Annotated in this window: 18 protein-coding genes; 10 read left to right on the forward strand and 8 right to left on the reverse strand. The window is 33.4% G+C overall.

Going from position 1 to position 18,870, the window contains the following annotated elements; translation table 11 throughout:
• Positions 1-157: 157 nt before the first annotated feature.
• The 4 genes from IR010_RS14705 to IR010_RS14720 form a co-directional block, all read right to left on the reverse strand.
• Positions 158-718, reverse strand: coding sequence for a hypothetical protein (locus IR010_RS14705; protein ID WP_194604873.1), 561 nt, complete (start codon positions 716-718; stop codon positions 158-160).
• Between the two features lie 62 nt (positions 719-780).
• Positions 781-4,212 carry a hypothetical protein gene (locus IR010_RS14710; protein WP_194604876.1) on the reverse strand — a complete coding sequence of 1,144 codons (3,432 nt, stop codon included), beginning with the start codon at positions 4,210-4,212 and terminating at the stop codon, positions 781-783.
• Positions 4,213-4,353: 141 nt separating this feature from the next.
• Positions 4,354-5,613, reverse strand: coding sequence for an aspartate kinase (locus IR010_RS14715; protein WP_194570405.1), 1,260 nt, complete (start codon positions 5,611-5,613; stop codon positions 4,354-4,356).
• 138 nt (positions 5,614-5,751) lie between these two features.
• Complete coding sequence (locus IR010_RS14720) at positions 5,752-6,225, reverse strand: GNAT family N-acetyltransferase (RefSeq protein WP_194604879.1); 474 nt, start codon at positions 6,223-6,225, stop codon at positions 5,752-5,754.
• A 259-nt stretch (positions 6,226-6,484) separates the two neighbouring features.
• On the opposite strand from IR010_RS14720, the gene fbp reads away from it, so the two are divergent.
• Positions 6,485-7,492: a class 1 fructose-bisphosphatase gene (gene fbp / locus IR010_RS14725; RefSeq protein ID WP_194604882.1), complete on the forward strand. Its 1,008-nt coding sequence runs from the start codon at positions 6,485-6,487 to the stop codon at positions 7,490-7,492.
• Positions 7,493-7,616: 124 nt separating this feature from the next.
• On the opposite strand, the gene IR010_RS14730 is transcribed toward fbp, so the two are convergent.
• Complete coding sequence (locus IR010_RS14730) at positions 7,617-8,048, reverse strand: TerB family tellurite resistance protein (RefSeq protein WP_029270629.1); 432 nt, start codon at positions 8,046-8,048, stop codon at positions 7,617-7,619.
• A 170-nt stretch (positions 8,049-8,218) separates the two neighbouring features.
• Here IR010_RS14730 and IR010_RS14735 point away from each other — a divergent pair, with 170 nt between their 5' ends.
• The 5 genes from IR010_RS14735 to IR010_RS14755 all read left to right on the forward strand — a co-directional run bounded on the left by IR010_RS14735 (position 8,219) and on the right by IR010_RS14755 (position 11,611).
• Entirely contained in the window at positions 8,219-8,812 is a 594-nt protein-coding gene (locus tag IR010_RS14735; protein WP_029270627.1) for a HupE/UreJ family protein, read from the forward strand.
• Between the two features lie 5 nt (positions 8,813-8,817).
• Positions 8,818-9,249, forward strand: coding sequence for a deoxycytidylate deaminase (locus IR010_RS14740; RefSeq protein ID WP_029270625.1), 432 nt, complete (start codon positions 8,818-8,820; stop codon positions 9,247-9,249).
• Positions 9,250-10,827, forward strand: a complete 1,578-nt coding sequence (locus IR010_RS14745) for a S41 family peptidase (RefSeq protein ID WP_194604885.1) — start codon at positions 9,250-9,252, stop codon at positions 10,825-10,827.
• A gap of 74 nt (positions 10,828-10,901) precedes the next feature.
• Positions 10,902-11,216: a hypothetical protein gene (locus tag IR010_RS14750; protein WP_029270621.1), complete on the forward strand. Its 315-nt coding sequence runs from the start codon at positions 10,902-10,904 to the stop codon at positions 11,214-11,216.
• Between the two features lie 83 nt (positions 11,217-11,299).
• Positions 11,300-11,611 carry a hypothetical protein gene (locus IR010_RS14755; protein ID WP_194570407.1) on the forward strand — a complete coding sequence of 104 codons (312 nt, stop codon included), beginning with the start codon at positions 11,300-11,302 and terminating at the stop codon, positions 11,609-11,611.
• 2 nt (positions 11,612-11,613) lie between these two features.
• On the opposite strand, the gene IR010_RS14760 is transcribed toward IR010_RS14755, so the two are convergent.
• The 3 genes from IR010_RS14760 to IR010_RS14770 all read right to left on the reverse strand — a co-directional run bounded on the left by IR010_RS14760 (position 11,614) and on the right by IR010_RS14770 (position 13,109).
• Positions 11,614-12,219: an FAD-dependent oxidoreductase gene (locus IR010_RS14760; protein WP_194570408.1), complete on the reverse strand. Its 606-nt coding sequence runs from the start codon at positions 12,217-12,219 to the stop codon at positions 11,614-11,616.
• Between the two features lie 3 nt (positions 12,220-12,222).
• The gene (locus IR010_RS14765) at positions 12,223-12,423 is read right to left on the reverse strand and encodes a hypothetical protein (RefSeq protein ID WP_029270617.1); all 201 of its coding nucleotides are present in this window, start codon (positions 12,421-12,423) and stop codon (positions 12,223-12,225) included.
• A gap of 107 nt (positions 12,424-12,530) precedes the next feature.
• Complete coding sequence (locus IR010_RS14770) at positions 12,531-13,109, reverse strand: MarC family protein (RefSeq protein WP_029270615.1); 579 nt, start codon at positions 13,107-13,109, stop codon at positions 12,531-12,533.
• 305 nt (positions 13,110-13,414) lie between these two features.
• Here IR010_RS14770 and IR010_RS14775 point away from each other — a divergent pair, with 305 nt between their 5' ends.
• The 4 genes from IR010_RS14775 to IR010_RS14790 all read left to right on the forward strand — a co-directional run bounded on the left by IR010_RS14775 (position 13,415) and on the right by IR010_RS14790 (position 18,844).
• Positions 13,415-13,984, forward strand: coding sequence for a DUF3109 family protein (locus tag IR010_RS14775; protein WP_194570409.1), 570 nt, complete (start codon positions 13,415-13,417; stop codon positions 13,982-13,984).
• Positions 13,985-14,320: 336 nt separating this feature from the next.
• The gene (locus tag IR010_RS14780; protein ID WP_029270611.1) at positions 14,321-15,298 is read left to right on the forward strand and encodes a ribonucleotide-diphosphate reductase subunit beta; all 978 of its coding nucleotides are present in this window, start codon (positions 14,321-14,323) and stop codon (positions 15,296-15,298) included.
• Positions 15,299-15,564: 266 nt separating this feature from the next.
• On the forward strand, positions 15,565-17,955 hold the full coding sequence (locus IR010_RS14785) for a ribonucleoside-diphosphate reductase subunit alpha (RefSeq protein WP_194604888.1): 2,391 nt from the start codon (positions 15,565-15,567) through the stop codon (positions 17,953-17,955).
• A gap of 229 nt (positions 17,956-18,184) precedes the next feature.
• Complete coding sequence (locus IR010_RS14790; RefSeq protein ID WP_194604891.1) at positions 18,185-18,844, forward strand: hypothetical protein; 660 nt, start codon at positions 18,185-18,187, stop codon at positions 18,842-18,844.
• The last annotated feature ends 26 nt before the right edge of the window (positions 18,845-18,870 follow it).

The following is an 18,870-nucleotide window of genomic DNA, read 5'->3' on the forward strand; positions in this document are numbered from 1 at the left end:
ACTCAATATTTTTTTTAAGGTTCTATCCCCAAACTTTTGGGACTGTGGGAACTAAGTTTTTGCCATTTTTTAGATTGAATAAAAAAAGCCGAACGCAAGTTCGGCTTCACAGTTTTGTATCTTACAATCTCAGGATCAAAGTCTTGGTAACTTTCTTTTAATCCTGAATATAAGTTTTATTACCGTTTTTATTAATGTAGTATTTACCGCCTCTTGGTCCTGTATATACTTTCTTTCCATTATACTCTCCTGTAACTTTATCTGGAACAGCCGGAGCTTTTTCGTTTGTTTCTTTTAAAGTTTTTGCTGAAGATTTTTTTGCTTTTGTGGCATCTTTCTTGGCTGCATCGGCATCTTTTTTAGCTGTTTTTGATGCAGATTCAGCTTTTGTTGCTGTTTTCTTTGCTTTGTCAGCTTCTGTTTTTGCTTTTGTTGCCTCACTTTTTGCTTTGGTCGCGTCTTTTTCAGCTGATTTTTTGGCAGCGCTTGCTGCTTCTTTTTTAGCTTTTGTCGATGCTTCCGTCGCTTTATCTGCAGCTTTTTTAGATTTTGCGGCTTCTTTTTTAGCGTCGGCAGCAGCTTTGTCTGCATCGCTTTTTGCTTTGGCTTTTTTTGCCGCAGCTTCGGTTTTGCTCTTAGTAGCCTTTTCAGTTGTTTCCTGAGCATAGAATGTAGAAGAAAAAACAACTATGAAACACAATAAAAATAATTTTTTCATAAGGTTAAAGGTTTAAAATTCAAATTAAAAATAAACAATTTATGCATAGGTTTTGCAAAGGGCTAAAAATAAGCACGAAGCTGAACATTTCCAGTATGAACAGTTTTACCCGTTTCGCTTTTTCGGCCTTGATAATTTAAATTGATATCTAAAAACTGTGTGATATTTTTCTGCAAAAGCAATTTCCAAACTAAATTTTGTCCAGCCTGAAGTCCTTCCAGCATCTGAAACCCCACTGACGAAAACTCATTTCCAGTAAATTTATTTTCATAAAAAGAAAACTCTCCATTCAAGGTTACTTTTTTTTCTCCAGCAAATGAAAACGAAGTTCCTAATCTGTTTTGAACTAAAGTTTCTAAATTCCCAATCTGATTTTCTTTGTTTTGAAATTCATAAAAGAAATCTAAACTGGTGTTTTTCGAAAATAAATAACTGATTTTTGGTGCAATTTGATACCCTTTTAAATCATAGTTTTTTTCGACAAAATCCTCTGAAACTAAGTTGGTATTTATGGTTTTTGTAAAGAAATTAAAAAGCCAGCTTTTTTGATATAAATGCGTGTATTGCAATTGATGCGAGCTGTTTTCGACATTTTGAGATCCAACCGACAGCAAATTTTTTCCTTTATTAATTAAATAAGAATACGTTACAGAATGTTTTTGTTTGCCTCGGTTATAGTAAAAACTATTTCTAAAACTCGAATTCAATCCCAAAACATTTTCTTCTGAAGACGCAAACGGATTCAGTTCTAACCTTTCGCCCTCACTTTTTACTTTTCTATCCATAATAAAGGAAGTCTGATTGTAAAAATAAGAAGCGAATTTTTTAAAGCCTTTTTCATTTTGCCATTGCAATGGATTTAGAGCAACAGACTGAGAAAATTTATTTTGATTGGTTTTAATGTAAATCTGATTCGGTAAAAAGATTCGGATATAGCGTGCCTGATCAGAAAATTGCGCGATTTCAAATTCTTGTAATTCTTCAATTCCGTTGCCGTTATAATCGTTCCAAGTATACACTCCTTGTCCAGTCGGAACTTCGATATATGTAAATTCCTGTTGTGCAATAGTTCCTGAACTTGTTTCATAAGCTGTTCCAACTTGCATAAATTGATTAAAGAAACGATCGTTATATAGAATTCTAGAATTTAACGAAGGCTCATTTTTTCTTGATGTATCTGTAAAATCTAAATTTCGGTAACTCATATAAACTGCCAAATCTGTTTTTTTAGTCTGAATCAGTTTCGATCTTAAATAATAAGTTTGGGAATTGTTTACATGCTGTAATAATCCGTTTTGCAAACTGTCATTGCGACGGCGCAGAAAACCAATTTCCGTAAACACTTTTGTGCTGTCTCCTCTTCCAATAAAAGCACCATATTCTGTGAATCTTTGGCTTAAAGCCGAAAATTGATTCGTGGTTTTATCTTTTTCCTGATTGTCTTCGATCTGCAGGCTGGCGCCAATCCAGTTTTTGCCAAAATGATATTTAGTTCGCGCGTGATCCCGAATAAATTTTGAAGCAAAAGCAGTAGCGTCGCTATCCAAAAAACTTCCTTGATTTTCAATCGTCCATTTTTTAATTTTAAAAAAGGCGGTTGTAGTGTGGCGCGATCCCGAATAACTTTCTGTAAAATCTAATTTTTCAAATTGATAGGTTAATAAACCAATATTTGAGGTTTTCTTTTTGGCAAATAAATTAAAGTTTAAACCGGTTACCAATAAACTTTGATTTCCAAAAAGAGTAGTGTTTAAATTCCAATCTCGATTAAATTCAATATTATATAAACGTTCAACCGATTTGAAATTTTCCTGAACAAACTGATAATTTACAAATCCGTCTAAAGTCCAGCTTCTGGTAAAAAGGCGTTTTTTAATATTTGTTTTTAAAGCAATTCCTTCATTGTTGGCATCATCAATACCCGAAAATAAATTTTTGTCATTGTTGCTTACGGCGACTTCAAAATCGACCAGCGTTTTTTCATTCGGATTATATTTTCCCAAAAAAGTTGCGACTTGCAGTTTTATAGGAGGAACCAACTGCACAATCGGCTCGTAATTTCCCTGTGGAATTCCGTTTACAGGAGCAACATATTCATAAATTCTTTCGACAGAATTGTTGTTCTGAACAATGTAATTTCCAAGATTATTGCCCACTAAACTGAACTTTACATTATATAAAACATCGCTCGAATTGTTCGAATATTCATAAACTTCAACTGAGTTTGCAATTGTTTTTTTATACAAAATTTTATTTTCTGCGTATGAATCTTCATAAGCAGATGGCGCTTTCATAAGATCTGTGTTGTCGCCGGCCTGGCTTAAAACCTGAACCTGAGCTGTAGATAGATTTTGCTGCAACGGCTGATTTTTCATATCATTTTCAGAATAAACATAACCGCCAAAACTCCAATTTTTGTTTTCGTGTGTCGCGCCTGCATAAGTAACAAGCCGGTTGTAATTTCGCTCAGAATATTGATATTCTATATTAATACGCATTTCTGAAGTAATCGTAAAAAGCGATGTAAAAACAATCTCACCCGCATTATAGTCGATCACATAATCGTTGTTTTCACCGCGTTTCAGCAAAACACCATTTACATAAACGCGCTCAGAACCAGAAATAACCAAAACATACAATTCGCCGTTTTGTCCTTTTAACTTATACGGACCTTGATTGCCTTCTTGTCCTGTAAAAGTACTTTTAGCATATTGTCCTTTTACAAAAGCAACTGAGGCAAAAACATTGGTTTTGCTTTTATCGGTGTCAAAATTAAAACTCGTCGAAAGTCCCTGAACTTTTTTATTAAAACTCAAAAATTGCGTTTTCCTGTTTTCTAAAAAAACATCGCCTGCGCGGATGTTCCAGTCATCGCTGAAAAGTTCCATGAAAATGTTATCAAACTGATCGAGTTTTTGCGAATAACCGCCATCTTGCAACGGAATATTGCTGTCTTGAAGTGAAGCCCGCAAACTGACTTTATCCGAAATTTTACCAGTAATCTGAAGATCTAGATTAGAGTTTAAAACCGTATTTTGATTGTTTCCAACTGTAACGCCTCGCGTAATGCTTCCAGAAGTATTCAATCCGTCAAACGGAATAACTTTTTTGGCATTGGTATTTTCTATTTTGTATAATTTCTCAGTGCCAACATCATTCGTAACCACTTGATTTGCTTTGTAGAGGCTGTATTCTTTGGTTATAAAATCAGGATATTTAAGATAATTGACAATTAAAGTGTCTGAGGTTGAATTTAGTTTTTCATTAAAAAGCAAAATTCCTTTTTGAAAATCTATTCTGTAAAAAGTTGAATCGAGCGGTTCGTTTTTAGTATTTAATATTTGAAAAAAACTCGAGTTGATACTGAATTCTTCTAAATGAATGGTATCTCGTGTTGCAATTACTTTTTTGGTTTTGTACGATGATTCCGTTTCCTGAGCCTGAAGTCCAGAAAACCAGATAAAAACCGTCAAAAACAGTAATTTTTTCAACATAAATACTTTAACTCTAAAAAGTCAAAAGTAGTATTAAAAACGCAAAATTATAGGGAGTTAACATCTTTATAAAAACAAAAAAGACTTCAAGTAAAGAAGTCTTTTTGTTGAATTGATATAATTAACTCTTTCTCTGAAGAATTATTCGATCTCTTTCGTTACAATCTGCATCGTTTCGCGGCTAACTTGCTTTAGTAAAACCACTTTGTTTTCTTCTACGGTCTGTGCGGCATTTTCTGTAAAATGGCGAATCGTGTATAAAGTCACATTTTCATTATAATCTACTTTGAATTTTTTCGAAAGTATCGCATTCAATTCATTAAAATTCTCAAACTTATCTTCAACACAAACAGAAAAACTAATAGCAGAGTTCTGAATCAAGTTCACTTTTATTTTGAATTGGTGAAACAAAGCAAAAATCTCACTGATATTTTCTTCCATAATAAAAGAGAAATCTATCGAGGAAAGTGAAATCAAAAGCTGGTTTCGTTTTACAATAAAACAAGGATATTGTGGCTCTAAATCAACACCTTTAGAAACACAAGTTCCTTTTAATAATGGATTTATAAATGATTTTACGTATAATGGAATTTCTTTTTTCTGTAACGGCTGTAATGTTTTTGGGTGAATAACCGTTGCGCCGTAAAAAGCCAATTCGATTGCTTCACGATACGAAATTTGGTTTAACAAACTTGCATTTTCAAAATAACGCGGATCTGCATTCATAACTCCTGGAACATCTTTCCAAATTGTTACGCTTTCTGCATTTAAACAGTAAGCAAAAATTCCTGCGGTATAATCAGAACCTTCACGGCCTAAAGTTGTAGTGAAATTATTTTCATCAGCACCTAAAAATCCTTGCGTGATGTTCAATATTTTTCTCGGTACATTTTTGCTGATCAGCTGCTGTGTTGTTTCCCAATCTACTTCTGCATCTCTGTAATTTGCATTGGTTTTAATGAAATTACGAACATCAAGCCATTGCGTCTGAATGCCCATAAAATTCATAAAATAACTTAAAATTGTAGTCGAAATTAATTCTCCAAAACTCACAATCTGATCGTAGACAAAATTGTAATTAGGAGATTTATTATGTGCTAAAAAATATTCTAATTCTGAAAACTGTGCTTTTACAGCTTCAAAAACACTGTGTTTTTCATCTTCGAATAAATCTAATAAAATTTGATTGTGATATTTTTTAATTTCTTGTACAGATGAATTCAACTCTGGTGATTTGTCAAAATAATTTTTGATCACAACCTCAAGAGCATTTGTCGTTTTCCCCATTGCCGAAACGACTAAAATCACATCTTCATAACCCACTTTTTGTAAAACGTCGTATACGTTTTTAATTCCATCGGCATCTTTTACAGATGCTCCACCAAATTTAAATACTCTCATTTTTAATTTTAGATTTTAATTTTTTTCCGCCACGAATTCACGAATTATTTTTTTTTAATCTTTAAGAATAAAAATTCGCGGCAACCTGACACAGATTATAAATCATTTTAATTCTAAAAATCTGTGACAAACTATTTTTTATAATTTTTCTAAGAACGAATTAATTCCTGCTTCATCCATTTGTACTACTTGCCAGTCTTCAAGAATTCTTGCGCCAGAACTTTTATAGAAATTAACTGCTGGAGTATTCCAGTCCAGAACATTCCATTCTATTCTGCGAACGTTATCTCTTTTTCCTTGTTTCATTATTTCAGCATAAAGTGCAGATCCTAAACCAGTACCGCGCATTTTCTCTTTGACAATTAAATCTTCAAGATGTATTGTTTTTCCTTTCCAAGTCGAATATCTGTAGTAGTATAATGCGATTCCAACAATTTCCTCTTCCACTTCTGCAACAAAAACATGAAACAACTGTTTCTCGCCAAAACCATCACGTATTAAATCTTCTTCCGTTATTACTACAGCATCAGGTTCTTTTTCGAATATTGCCAGCTCCTGTATTAATCCTAAAACTGATTTCATGTCTTCAGGATTTCCTTTTCTAATATTCATATAATGTAAAATTTGTTTTTTTAATCTTATATGTTTAGTGCCATTTTATTTTAAAGTTATTTCTTTAAAATTTTTACAGGCAATTCATATATTCTTATTATTGAGCCTTTATTAGCCAAAAATTTATGTATTTACTACATACTTTTTGCCTTTAATTAGCAAATATACAATAGTGGCAAACTAACGAAATAATTTTTAAATCATTCTCACAAAAAAAACGATATTTGTGACTTAAAATTAAAACTACAACGATATAGTAATGGAAGAACGCAATAAAACACTAGGAGAGTTTATTATTGAGAACCAAAAAGCATTTCAGTATTCGTCGGGAGAGCTTTCCCGAATTATCAACTCTATACGTTTAGCGGCAAAGGTCGTAAACTATAAAGTAAACAAAGCCGGATTAGTCGATATTATTGGCGCCGCAGGCGAACAGAATATTCAGGGAGAAGATCAGCAAAAATTAGATGTGTATGCCAACGAAGTATTTATTCAGACGTTAATAAACCGTGAGATTGTCTGTGGAATTGCTTCGGAAGAAAACGACGAATTTATTACTGTCAAGGGGAGCGACAACAGTAATAATAACAAGTACGTAATCTTAATGGATCCGCTTGACGGCTCATCTAATATTGATGTGAATGTTTCATTAGGAACTATTTTTTCTGTTTTCAGAAGAATTACCCCAATCGGAACGCCAGTAACAAGTGAAGATTTTTTACAGCCAGGCGTAAATCAAGTTGCAGCCGGTTATGTAATTTACGGAACTTCGACAATGTTGGTTTATACAACTGGTCATGGCGTAAACGGGTTTACATTAAATCCAGCAATTGGTACATTTTATCTTTCACACCCAAATATGCAATTTCCGAAAGACGGACATATTTATTCTGTTAATGAAGGGAATTATGTTCATTTTCCACAGGGCGTAAAAAACTATATTAAATATTGTCAGCGTGAAGAAGAAGACAGACCTTATACATCAAGATATATAGGAAGTTTAGTTTCTGATTTTCATCGAAATATGATCAAAGGCGGTATTTATTTATATCCAACAAGTTCAAAAGCACCAAAAGGGAAATTGCGATTATTATATGAATGTAATCCAATGGCATTTATTGCAGAACAGGCGGGAGGGAGAGCAACAGACGGTTTCGGCCGAATTATGGAAATCCAGCCAACTGAATTGCACCAAAGAGTTCCTTTTTTCTGCGGAAGCGAAAATATGGTAAAAAAAGCCGAGCAGTTTATGGCGGAAGCGCTTTAGTCTGAGTCAAAGTTTCAGTGCCAGTCACAGTTGAAGTAAAAATAGAAAACCCGACAAGTTTTACTTGTCGGGTTTTTATATATTGTAAGTTTTTGGCCTCAGCCTAAAAACTGAAAACTAAATACTATTTATGCATATGCTGCATTTCGTAAACAAAAGTATCTGCGTCAACTTTCTTATCTACTAATGACAATGCTTTTGCAATAATATAATTTACGTTGCTTGGAGTAAATCCTAAAGCAATTCCTAATTTTCTCAACATTACTTCTTGTTGATCTTCAAGATGATGATCAACATGCACCATTCTTGTTAAATCGTATAAACGCTCTAAACGCTGTACGTGTAAATAAGGTGGGTTGATTGGGTATTTTAATGGATCGTTAAGAATTTCTTCGTATTCAGTCTCTGAAATTTCTAAACGAGAAGCTAATTTATCCAAGAAACTTTTTTCTTCAGGATGTACAACACCGTCTGCTAATGCTACGCGAACAATAGCTGAAAAGTGACCTTTGTTTCTTTGTTTGAATTCGCTATCGAATAAATCTGAAAATGACATAATTATAGAGTTTTTTATCACGCAAATATAAATCTTATTTTAATTTAACAATTTTAAATTTCTCATAAAATTTAACTTATTTTTCTGAGTTGATTTAAGAGGAGACTTTACTTAATTTTCAAAATAAATCGTAAGTTTACAACCCCTAATCATTTAATATTATTGCCCCTATGTCAGAATTTTGGATTTATTTTCAGATAGGATTAAAGCACGTTTTAGATATCCACGCTTACGATCACGTTCTTTTTTTAATCGCATTAACAGTGCCTTACATGTTTAAAGATTGGAAACGCATTTTGCTTTTGGTTTCTGTTTTTACAATAGGCCATACGTTGGCTTTATTGCTTTCAGTTTTCGGAATAATCGCGATTAAAGTAAATATTGTGGAGTTTTTAATTCCGATTACGATTTTAATAACCGCACTTTTTCATCTTTTTACAGCTGGAAAAGCAACTAAAAATGACGGCATAAATCTGATCTTCTTCGTGACATTGTTTTTCGGAATTATACACGGACTTGGATTTTCAAACTATTTTAAAACCATATTAGGAGGTTCGCCAAGTTCAAAATTAATACCTTTAGGCGAATTTGCGTTAGGAATCGAAGCAGCACAGTTAGTAGTTGTGTTTGTGGTTTTGGTATTATCTTATATAGTGCAGACGGTTTTTCGTTTTTCAAAACGCGACTGGGCACTTGTAATGTCGGCTTTTATTATAGGAGTTGTGATTCCGATGATTATTGAAAGCCCAATTTGGAACAGATAAAATAAATGGAAATAAAGAAATTAAATAAATACGATAAAGCTTATTTGAGAATTGCGACAGAGTGGGGTGCACTCTCATACTGCAAACGCAAAAAAGTAGGAGCCATTATTGTAAAAGACCGGATGATTATTTCTGACGGATACAACGGTACGCCATCAGGATTTGAAAACTGCTGTGAAGACGAAGACGGCTTAACCCGTTGGGATGTTCTTCATGCTGAAGCAAATGCGATTTTAAAAGTAGCGCGTTCAACGCAGTCTTGTGAAGGTGCAACTTTATATATTACGCTTTCGCCTTGCAAAGAATGCAGTAAATTAATTCATCAGTCGGGAATAAAAAGAGTCGTATATCATAATGGATATCGTGACGATTCTGGAATTCAATTTTTAATAAAAGCAGGTGTCGAAGTCGAACATATTCCTGTTTTAGAAGAGTAAATGAAATTTAACTCAAAATATTTGCCAATTATAATCGGAGCTACTTTTGCTCTGGGTATAGTCCTCGGAAGCGTAATGAATGCTCCCGTTGATGACCAGCTTTTGGCTAAAAATTACTCCAAAACAAAACTTAATAAACTGATCGATTTTATCAATAACGAATATGTTGACAGCGTTAACACAGATTCTATTGTAAATCTTACAGTTGATAATATCTTATCTAAACTAGACCCGCATTCTGTTTATATTCCGCCAAGCGAACAAGCAGAAGTAGCGGAAAGTATGAAAGGTGATTTTGTTGGAATCGGAATTAATTTTTATATGTATAAAGATTCTGTTGCAATTATAAAGCCAATTGAAAACGGACCTTCGGCAAAAGCCGGAATAAAATCTGGAGACCGAATTTTGTTTGCTGGAAAAACCAAATTATACGGCAGAAAATTGCCTTCAGACAGTTTATTTTCGAAATTGAAAGGATTGCAAGGTTCTGAAATCGAATTGACTGTTTTTAGAAAATCAGAACAAAAGAAACTGAAATTTAAAGTAAAAAGAGATGTCATTCCGATAAAAAGTGTCGATGCCTCTTTATTGCTTGGAAACAATACTGGTTATATCAAGATCAATCGTTTTGCCGAAACGACTTTTAATGAATTTAAAACGGGATTAAGCAGGTTAAAGCAAAGCGGGATTCAATCACTTGTAATTGATCTTCGCGACAATGGCGGTGGTTATATGGAAGAGGCGGTGGCTATTGCTGATGAGTTTTTGAAAGACAAACAATTGATCGTTTTTACGAAAAACAAAAATGGCACAACCGAAAAAACCTATGCGACAAAAGCCGGAAGTTTTGAAACTGGAAAAGTGTATGTTTTAATTAATGAAAACAGCGCATCTGCGAGCGAAATATTAGCTGGAGCACTTCAGGATAATGACCGAGGTGTTATTGTAGGACGCCGTTCTTTCGGAAAAGGTTTAGTACAGCGCGAAATGGATTTTAATGATGGATCTGCAGTTCGATTGACTGTGGCGAGATATTACACGCCAACAGGAAGATCGATTCAAAAACCATATAAAAAAGGAAACGAAGAATATTTTAAAGAATCAGAATCGCGTTTGAAGTCTGGAGAACTTTATGCAAAAGACAGTATTAAAGTAGCCGATTCTTTAAAGTTTAAAACACCAAAAGGTAAAATTGTTTATGGCGGTGGCGGTATCGTTCCGGATGTTTTTGTTCCAATGGAATCAGAACACGGAAATGAAAATGTTGCTTATTTGCTTCAAACCGGAATCGTAGGTCATTTTGTTTTTGAAGAATTAGATAAAGATAGAAAAGCATTTAAAGGGCTTAGTTTTAATCAGTTTTTGGCAGAAATGAAAGACTCAGATGTTTATTTCAAAAAATTTAAGAACTACATTTTTATGACAGGTTTAGATTTGAAATTAGACAAGACAAAAGATTTGGTTAATCGCTATATTACTGCTGAATTCGCACGCCAATTGTATGGGGAATTGTATTATTATGATGTGGTTTTAAAACACGATGCCATGATCAAAGCGGTTTTAAATCCGAAGAAATAATAATAATTTTTTAAAATATAATGTAACAGATCTTTTGTTATATAAATTTACATTTGTGTTTAAAATATACAAATATGAAAAATCTAAAAAGAATAAGTTTTCTTGCATTAGTAATGACCTTTATAATTTCTTGTACAGCTATGAAAGATAGCGATAAGACAGTTTCAGGAAAAGTAGAGTCAATAGAAGCAGGAAAAGACGGTTACACTGCAAAAATTAATACGAATACAAAAGAAGTTTATTTTGCTGTAATCAGTATTGTAAATGTTGGCGGACCTCAAAATTACAAACAATTAAAAATTGGTGATAATGTTTCTTTAAAAGGAGAAATCTGGAAAACAGATGACGAAAAACATATGAAAGTAACTCAGATTGTTTCGGTGAAATAAAGAAACAGAGTATAAAGTTTTAAACCATATAAGTTATATAACTTATATGGTTTGTTTTTTTTTTTGAACTAAAACGAATTGTTTTGAGATTAATAAATACTTTTTTCCTGATTGTTATAGTTGGGACTGTTGCTTTTTTAAGTTTTTTTTGGCTAGGAAGTTATGAGCAAAAAATGGAATTAAACAGACAGCTTCCTTTTTCTTTTATATTTCGCTTTTTCGAATTATCAGGGATTGGTTTAATAGGGATTGGATTTCTTATTCTCTTTAATTATTTCATTAAGAAGTTAATTCTGAAGGAAGTGCGTGTTTCTGGATTAAAGAAATTAGCATTTGATGGTAGTGTTGCAGTTGGAGTCGTTGCTTTAATAGGAACGATAATATTCTTTTTTTAAAACTATCGAATACTATCGTGCACATGTGTCTGAACACCGTTATTCCATAAAGTAAGAATATCGGTTGCGACAGCAGCACCGCTTCCGGCAGCAATTGCAAGTTGGCTTCTCCAGCCGGCTAAAGTTCCAATTACATAAATGCCTTCGGCTACTTTATGATCTTCATTTTTAAGCTGAATGCGTTGTTTTTCTGGAAGTGCTTTTTTATGAGGTTCAATGTATTGCATCAAACCTTGAATGTCAAAGGTATTGGCAGAACCAATTCCTATGACAATAGTTTTTGTTTTGTATGAGTTTTTGTTTGTGATAACAGTAAATTCAGGAAAAAATCCCTCCACTTTAATTACTTTTTCATTAGGAATCTGAGTAATATGTGGGTAAGTGAGTGCTAAATCCTGTGTGCTTTCTGTTAGTAAATCAGCTCCAAGTTTGCCTGGTGTTATTCCATAAGCATTGTAGAAAATTGCTTCCTGTAAAGAAGAACTTTTTTGATGGGTAAAAATTCCGATTTTTTTATCGGCAACGAAAGCTTTGTTTTTAGCTGATCCTAAAACGAGGGCACAGGACATGCCTGAAACACCTCCGCCGACAATTAAAACGTCAAACATATATTATCGTCCGTTTGTTTTTTCTTCAATTCTTTTTGAGATTCTAAAAATCAAAAGAATTAAAACGGCGCAAAATGAAGCGGCGATTCCAATAAGCGCAACACCACTATCCCCTTGAAAAGGACTTGTAAAGTCAAGCTGCGTAATATTAAAAACGATTAAAGCTAATGCTAAAAGCACTAAGATTGAAGTAAAGATTTTCATAAGGCTGTTTTGTTTGTCTAAAATAATAAAGTAAAACTTCCAGATCTGAAAAATATCTTAAAGTTGAATTTTAGAAATTTTATGGGGTAAATTTATAAAAATAATTGTTAGACGAACAAACCTTTAACATTAGCGGCGAATAATTTAACAGCTATAGCTAAAAGTATGACTCCAAATGTCTTGCGAACGACACCAAGTCCGTTTTCTCCTAATAAAGTTTCTATTTTTTTGGAAGATTTTAAAACGATATAAACCAAAATAATGTTCAATAAAATAGCAATAATGATATTGATAGTATGAAATTGAGATCGGAGCGATAGTAAAGTCGTCATTGTTCCTGCTCCGGCAATCAGCGGAAAAGCTAGAGGAACAATAGAAGCCGATCCTGGCTCTTCATCGCGATAAATTCTAATTCCTAAAATCATTTCTAAAGCTAGAAAAAATAAAACAAAAGAACCTGCAACAGCAAATGAATGAACATCGATTCCTATTAGATTGAGCAGGCCTTCTCCGACAAAAAGAAAAACAATCATAATGGTTCCGGCAACAATAGAAGCTTTCTCAGAATCTATGTGTCCCACTTTTGCTCTTAAATTTACTATAATCGGAATTGAACCAACAATATCGATTACTGCAAAGAGTACCATTCCGACAGTGATAATTTCTTTAAAGTCGATTTCTAACATATTGCCTTGGTTTTAAGGGTTTAAAATTTTTGCAAAGGTAGGTAATAAAGGTAGGTGATTTTTTGATAAGATGTATTTTTGTTATAAAAATATGGTTTAATAGTTACAAAAGTGATATTTGTAACAAATATTGTCTTTTACCGCAAAGATTCGCAAAGATTTACGCAAAGTTCCCAAAGGATACAATGTGATAAAGCTTTGCGAACTTTGCGTAAATCTTTGCGTGCTTTGCGGTTAATATTTTAGAGTGTTTTATCTGCTTTCTTTGACTATCTTTGCACCTTATAAATTACAGTATTTTTATCATGTTTCAATTAGGGAAAACCATTATTTCAGAAGATATTCTTGAAAAAGAATTTGTGTGCAATTTATCAGCTTGTAAAGGAGCTTGCTGTGTGGATGGAGATGCTGGTGCTCCTTTAAGCGAAGCGGAGACAAAAATCATGGAAGAAATTTACCCTAAAGTAAAGCCTTTTTTGAGAAAAGAAGGAATTGCTGCTATTGAAGCGCAAGGAACGTGGGTAAAAGGAACCGATGGCGATCTTGAAACGCCGTTAATTGATGAAAAAGATTGTGCTTATGTTATTTTTGATGGTAAAACAGCACTTTGTGGTATTGAACAAGCTTACAATCAAGGAATAGTAGATTGGAAAAAACCGGTTTCTTGTCATTTGTATCCAATTCGAGTAAAAGACTTCACAGAATTCGCCGCAGTTAATTATGATAAATGGGATATTTGCGATGACGCCTGTTCTTTAGGAAAAGAATTAGAAGTTCCGGTTTATAAATTTGTAAAAGAAGCTTTGATTCGCCGCTTTGGTGAAGATTGGTATTTAGAGCTTGAAAAAGTCGCCCAAGAACTTAAAAATTCTTAAAATTCGAGATGCTTTAGTTACGATTTTGAGAGGATCTATTTTAACTCAAAAAATAAAGTTTTAACTCAAAAAAAAACTTTTAAAAACAATTCAAAATTTCTTGCTTTTTATTTTAAAAAGTCTATATTCTACGGGCTTTTAGAAGTAAATAACAATATTAAATGTCTCATTTACAAATATTTAATTATTGTCTGAAAAATATAGCATTTTTTCTCCGTTGTTAAAAACTACGTCGAATTGTGAATAAGTTTGGCTTTCATTTTTGGCTGTAAATGACAATCTTTGTAGTCTATTGAATTAGTAGAAATTCAGTACAAAAATTAAACAAAAATTGTCATGTCACAAGTCGAACCAATATTACAAGAAAATAAAAATCGTTTCGTTATTTTTCCAATCAAACATCATGATATTTGGGAATGGTACAAAAAGATGGAAGCTAGTTTTTGGACTGCTGAGGAAATCGATTTACACCAAGACTTGACAGACTGGAATAATAAGTTAAGTGATGACGAAAGATATTTCATCAAACATATTTTGGCATTCTTCGCTGCTTCTGACGGAATTGTAAACGAAAATCTTGCTGAAAACTTTGTAAACGAAGTTCAATATGCTGAAGCTAAGTTTTTCTATGGTTTCCAGATCATGATGGAAAATATTCATAGTGAAACGTATTCTTTATTAATTGACACTTACGTGAAAGATGAAGCAGAAAAAGCAGAATTGTTTAATGCTTTGGAAGTTTTTCCTGCAATTAAGAAAAAAGCAGACTGGGCTTTAAAATGGATCGAATCTGATTCGTTTGCTGAAAGACTAATTGCTTTTGCAGCAGTTGAAGGAATCTTTTTCTCTGGTGCTTTTTGTTCTATTTATTGGTTGAAAAAACGTGGTTTAATGCCAGGTTTAACTTTTTCTAACGAGTTGATTTCTCGTGACGAAGGCGTACATTGTGATTTTGCAGTTCACTTGCACAATCACCATTTGATTAACAAAGTTCCAAAAGACAGAATCAAAGAAATCATTGTTGATGCTTTAGATATTGAAAGAGAGTTCGTAACAGAATCTCTTCCAGTAAGCTTAATTGGAATGAATGCTGCCTTAATGACGCAATATCTAGAATTTGTTGCTGATAGATTATTAGTAGAATTAGGTTGCGAGCGTGTGTATGGATCAGCGAATCCGTTTGATTTCATGGACATGATCTCTCTTCAAGGAAAAACTAATTTCTTTGAAAAACGTGTTGCCGAGTATCAAAAATCTGGTGTGATGAACACAGACAGTGATGCTCAGAAAATTTCATTTGATGCAGATTTTTAGACAACAACAATATTTTAGTGGTTTACCCCAAATAAGCACTAATTAAGATTAAAATTTTATAACAAAACATTTTTTAGAATCTCTTTTCCCAAATCGAAGATTCTGCAATTTTCAACACATTTTCGATCTGATTTCAGATTGGAAGAGGGTAGCTATTGAGAATGCTATAATTCTCAAAAAATAATTTAAAAACACGCAATGTTTAAGTGCTGGAATTCGTTTTCTAGTGTCTTTCATTTTTTCAATAACAATAAAATAGTAAGCTTATGTATGTAATAAAAAGAGATGGCCATAAAGAGCCCGTAATGTTTGATAAGATTACAGAAAGAATCAAAAAATTGTGTTACGGCTTAAACGAGCTTGTAGATCCGGTTAAGGTAGCGATGAGAGTTATCGAAGGATTGTATGATGGGGTTTCTACTTCTGAACTTGATAATCTTGCAGCAGAAACGGCGGCATCTATGACTATTGCGCATCCAGATTATGCTCAATTGGCAGCGCGTGTGGCGATTTCAAACCTACATTCAAATACTAAAAAATCGTTCTCTGAAACGATGAAAGATATGTATAATTACGTAAATCCAAGAAACGGGCAAGAAGCTCCATTGCTTTCGGATGAAGTATTTAAAGTAATTCAGGAAAACGCTGCTTTCTTAGATTCTCATATCATTTACACAAGAGATTTTAATTACGATTACTTTGGTTTCAAAACTTTAGAGCGTTCTTATCTTCTTAAAATAAACGGAAAAATCGTCGAAAGACCACAACATATGTTAATGCGTGTTTCGGTTGGTATTCACTTAGATGATTTAAAATCAGTAATTGAAACTTACGATTTAATGTCTAAAAAGTTCTTTACGCATGCAACGCCAACGTTGTTCAATGCAGGAACGCCAAAACCACAAATGTCTTCTTGTTTCCTTTTGGCAATGCAGGATGATAGTATTGATGGTATCTATGATACATTAAAACAAACGGCTAAAATCTCGCAATCAGCGGGAGGAATTGGTCTTTCTATTCATAACGTTCGTGCAACAGGATCTTACATCCGTGGTACAAACGGAACTTCAAACGGAATTGTGCCAATGTTGAGAGTTTTCAACGATACGGCTCGTTACGTAGATCAGGGTGGTGGAAAACGTAAAGGAAGTTTTGCGATTTACATCGAAACTTGGCATGCTGATATTTTTGAATTCTTGGATTTAAAGAAAAATACAGGAAAAGAAGAAATGCGTGCGAGAGATTTATTCTTCGCAATGTGGACATCAGATTTGTTCATGAAACGTGTTCAGGAAGATACAACCTGGACTTTGATGTGTCCTAATGAATGTCCAGGATTATACGATGTTTACGGAGATGAATTCGAAGCAATGTATACAGATTATGAATTTAGAGGAAAAGGTAGAAAAACCATTCGTGCACGTGAATTATGGGAGAAAATCCTAGAATCACAAATCGAAACAGGAACGCCTTACATGTTATATAAAGATGCAGCAAACCGTAAATCGAACCACAAGAATTTAGGAACAATTCGTTCTTCGAACTTGTGTACAGAGATTATGGAGTTCACTTCTAAAGATGAAATCGCAGTTTGTAACTTAGCTTCTATTTCGTTGCCAATGTTTATTGAAAACGGAAAATTCGATCACCAGGCACTTTACAATGTTACAAAACGTGTAACTCGTAACCTGAACAAAGTAATCGACAGAAACTACTATCCTGTAAAAGAAGCTGAAAACTCAAACATGCGTCACCGTCCGGTTGGATTAGGTGTGCAAGGTTTGGCAGATGCTTTTATTATGTTACGTTTGCCGTTTACAAGCGATGAAGCGAAAACGTTAAACCAAGAAATTTTCGAAACTTTATACTTCGCAGCTGTAACCGCTTCTATGGAAATGGCGAAAGAAGAAGGACCATATTCTACATTTGAAGGATCTCCAATGTCTAAAGGAGAATTCCAATACAATATGTGGGGAATGAAAGATGAAGAATTATCTGGCCGTTGGGACTGGGCTTCATTAAGAAAAGAAGTAATGGGGCACGGAGTTCGTAACTCATTATTGGTTGCGCCAATGCCAACTGCTTCGACTTCTCAAATTCTTGGAAACAACGAAGCTTTCGAACCGTATACATCAAACATTTACACACGTCGTGTATTGTCTGGAGAATTTATCGTTGTGAACAAACACTTACTAGAAGACTTAGTAAAATTAGGTTTGTGGAACGAAACATTGAAACAAGAAATTATGCGTCATAACGGATCAGTTCAAAACATTGATGTGATTCCGCAAGACTTAAAAGAATTATACAAAACCGTTTGGGAAATGTCTATGAAAGACATTATAGATATGTCTCGTCAAAGAGGATATTTCATTGACCAATCACAATCTTTGAACTTGTTCATGCAAGATGCCAACTATTCTAAACTAACGTCGATGCATTTCTACGCTTGGCAGTCTGGTTTAAAAACAGGAATGTACTACTTGAGAACAAAATCTGCAGTAGATGCGATTAAATTCACATTAAACAACGATAAAAAAGAAGAGGTACCAACTCTAGTTGCAGAAACTGAAGAAATAAGTGTTGAAGATTATAAAGCAATGTTATTAAAAGCACAAGCAGCAGATCCTGAAGATTGCGAAATGTGTGGAAGTTAATCTTATAAGATTCTGAAATAAAAAAGGGAGTTTGTCTTCCTTTTTTTATGAGTTTTATGTAAAAATAAATTTATATTAAACTTGTAATAAAATAAAATTTAATCAATTTGCGCATTTTAAATATAAGTCGTATTTTTGGTGAAATAAAAAAGCTCAACGTTGGCGCGTTGAGCTTTATAAGGTCGTTCTTTGAAATATTTGATGCATTACAAAAAACAGTAAATTTAAAATGTTAAACAAAAGTAATTTTTTTCCGGAATATACACAAGGTGTTAAGTCCGATTTTTTGGAAGATTTTTTAGAAAAATCATATGAAGCCATTAGAAATGGAGCTTCACAAGCTTTAAAGCAAATTGTTAAATTTCCTGACGAATATGATTTCAGGAATGCAAAACCTGTTCGGATAAGTAGTCTAGTCAAGCGAGAGTTTGTTAAAATGCTTAGTCTGGATGAAGGATTACGAAAGAAAATTAGTCGATTTAAAAGTCATGGAGTCGATTATTTTCTAATTGAAGGTAAATTTTTAGTCTGTCTGAAGAAGATAGACAAAAAGGGGAGAGTAAGTAGTTTTTATTCCAAAAGGTTTAAAACTATATTAAATGGAGAGGAAAAAGTTCCTTATTCTAAAGAAATGTTAGAACAATTGGCGGAGCTAGGTATTCATAAGCCTTTGCCCATAGTTTTTATTGGTCCAACATTGGATAATACGGGTTTGGTTTGTGAGGATGTAAAGTGTGTTAATTATAAAGATGGAGTGATTAATTTTTTAATTAGTCTTAAAGATATTTTTACTCCTAATTTGTTTAACCAAGACATAGCATCTTCAGAGGGTAATAAAGTAGACGATTGGAATCCTAAGTTAAAAGGAAACAAGAGTGCTGAAAAATAATAGTATTAATTAGTAATGCATCAAAT

Source organism: Flavobacterium sp. MR2016-29 (assembly GCF_015350695.1).
Classification (GTDB): domain Bacteria; phylum Bacteroidota; class Bacteroidia; order Flavobacteriales; family Flavobacteriaceae; genus Flavobacterium.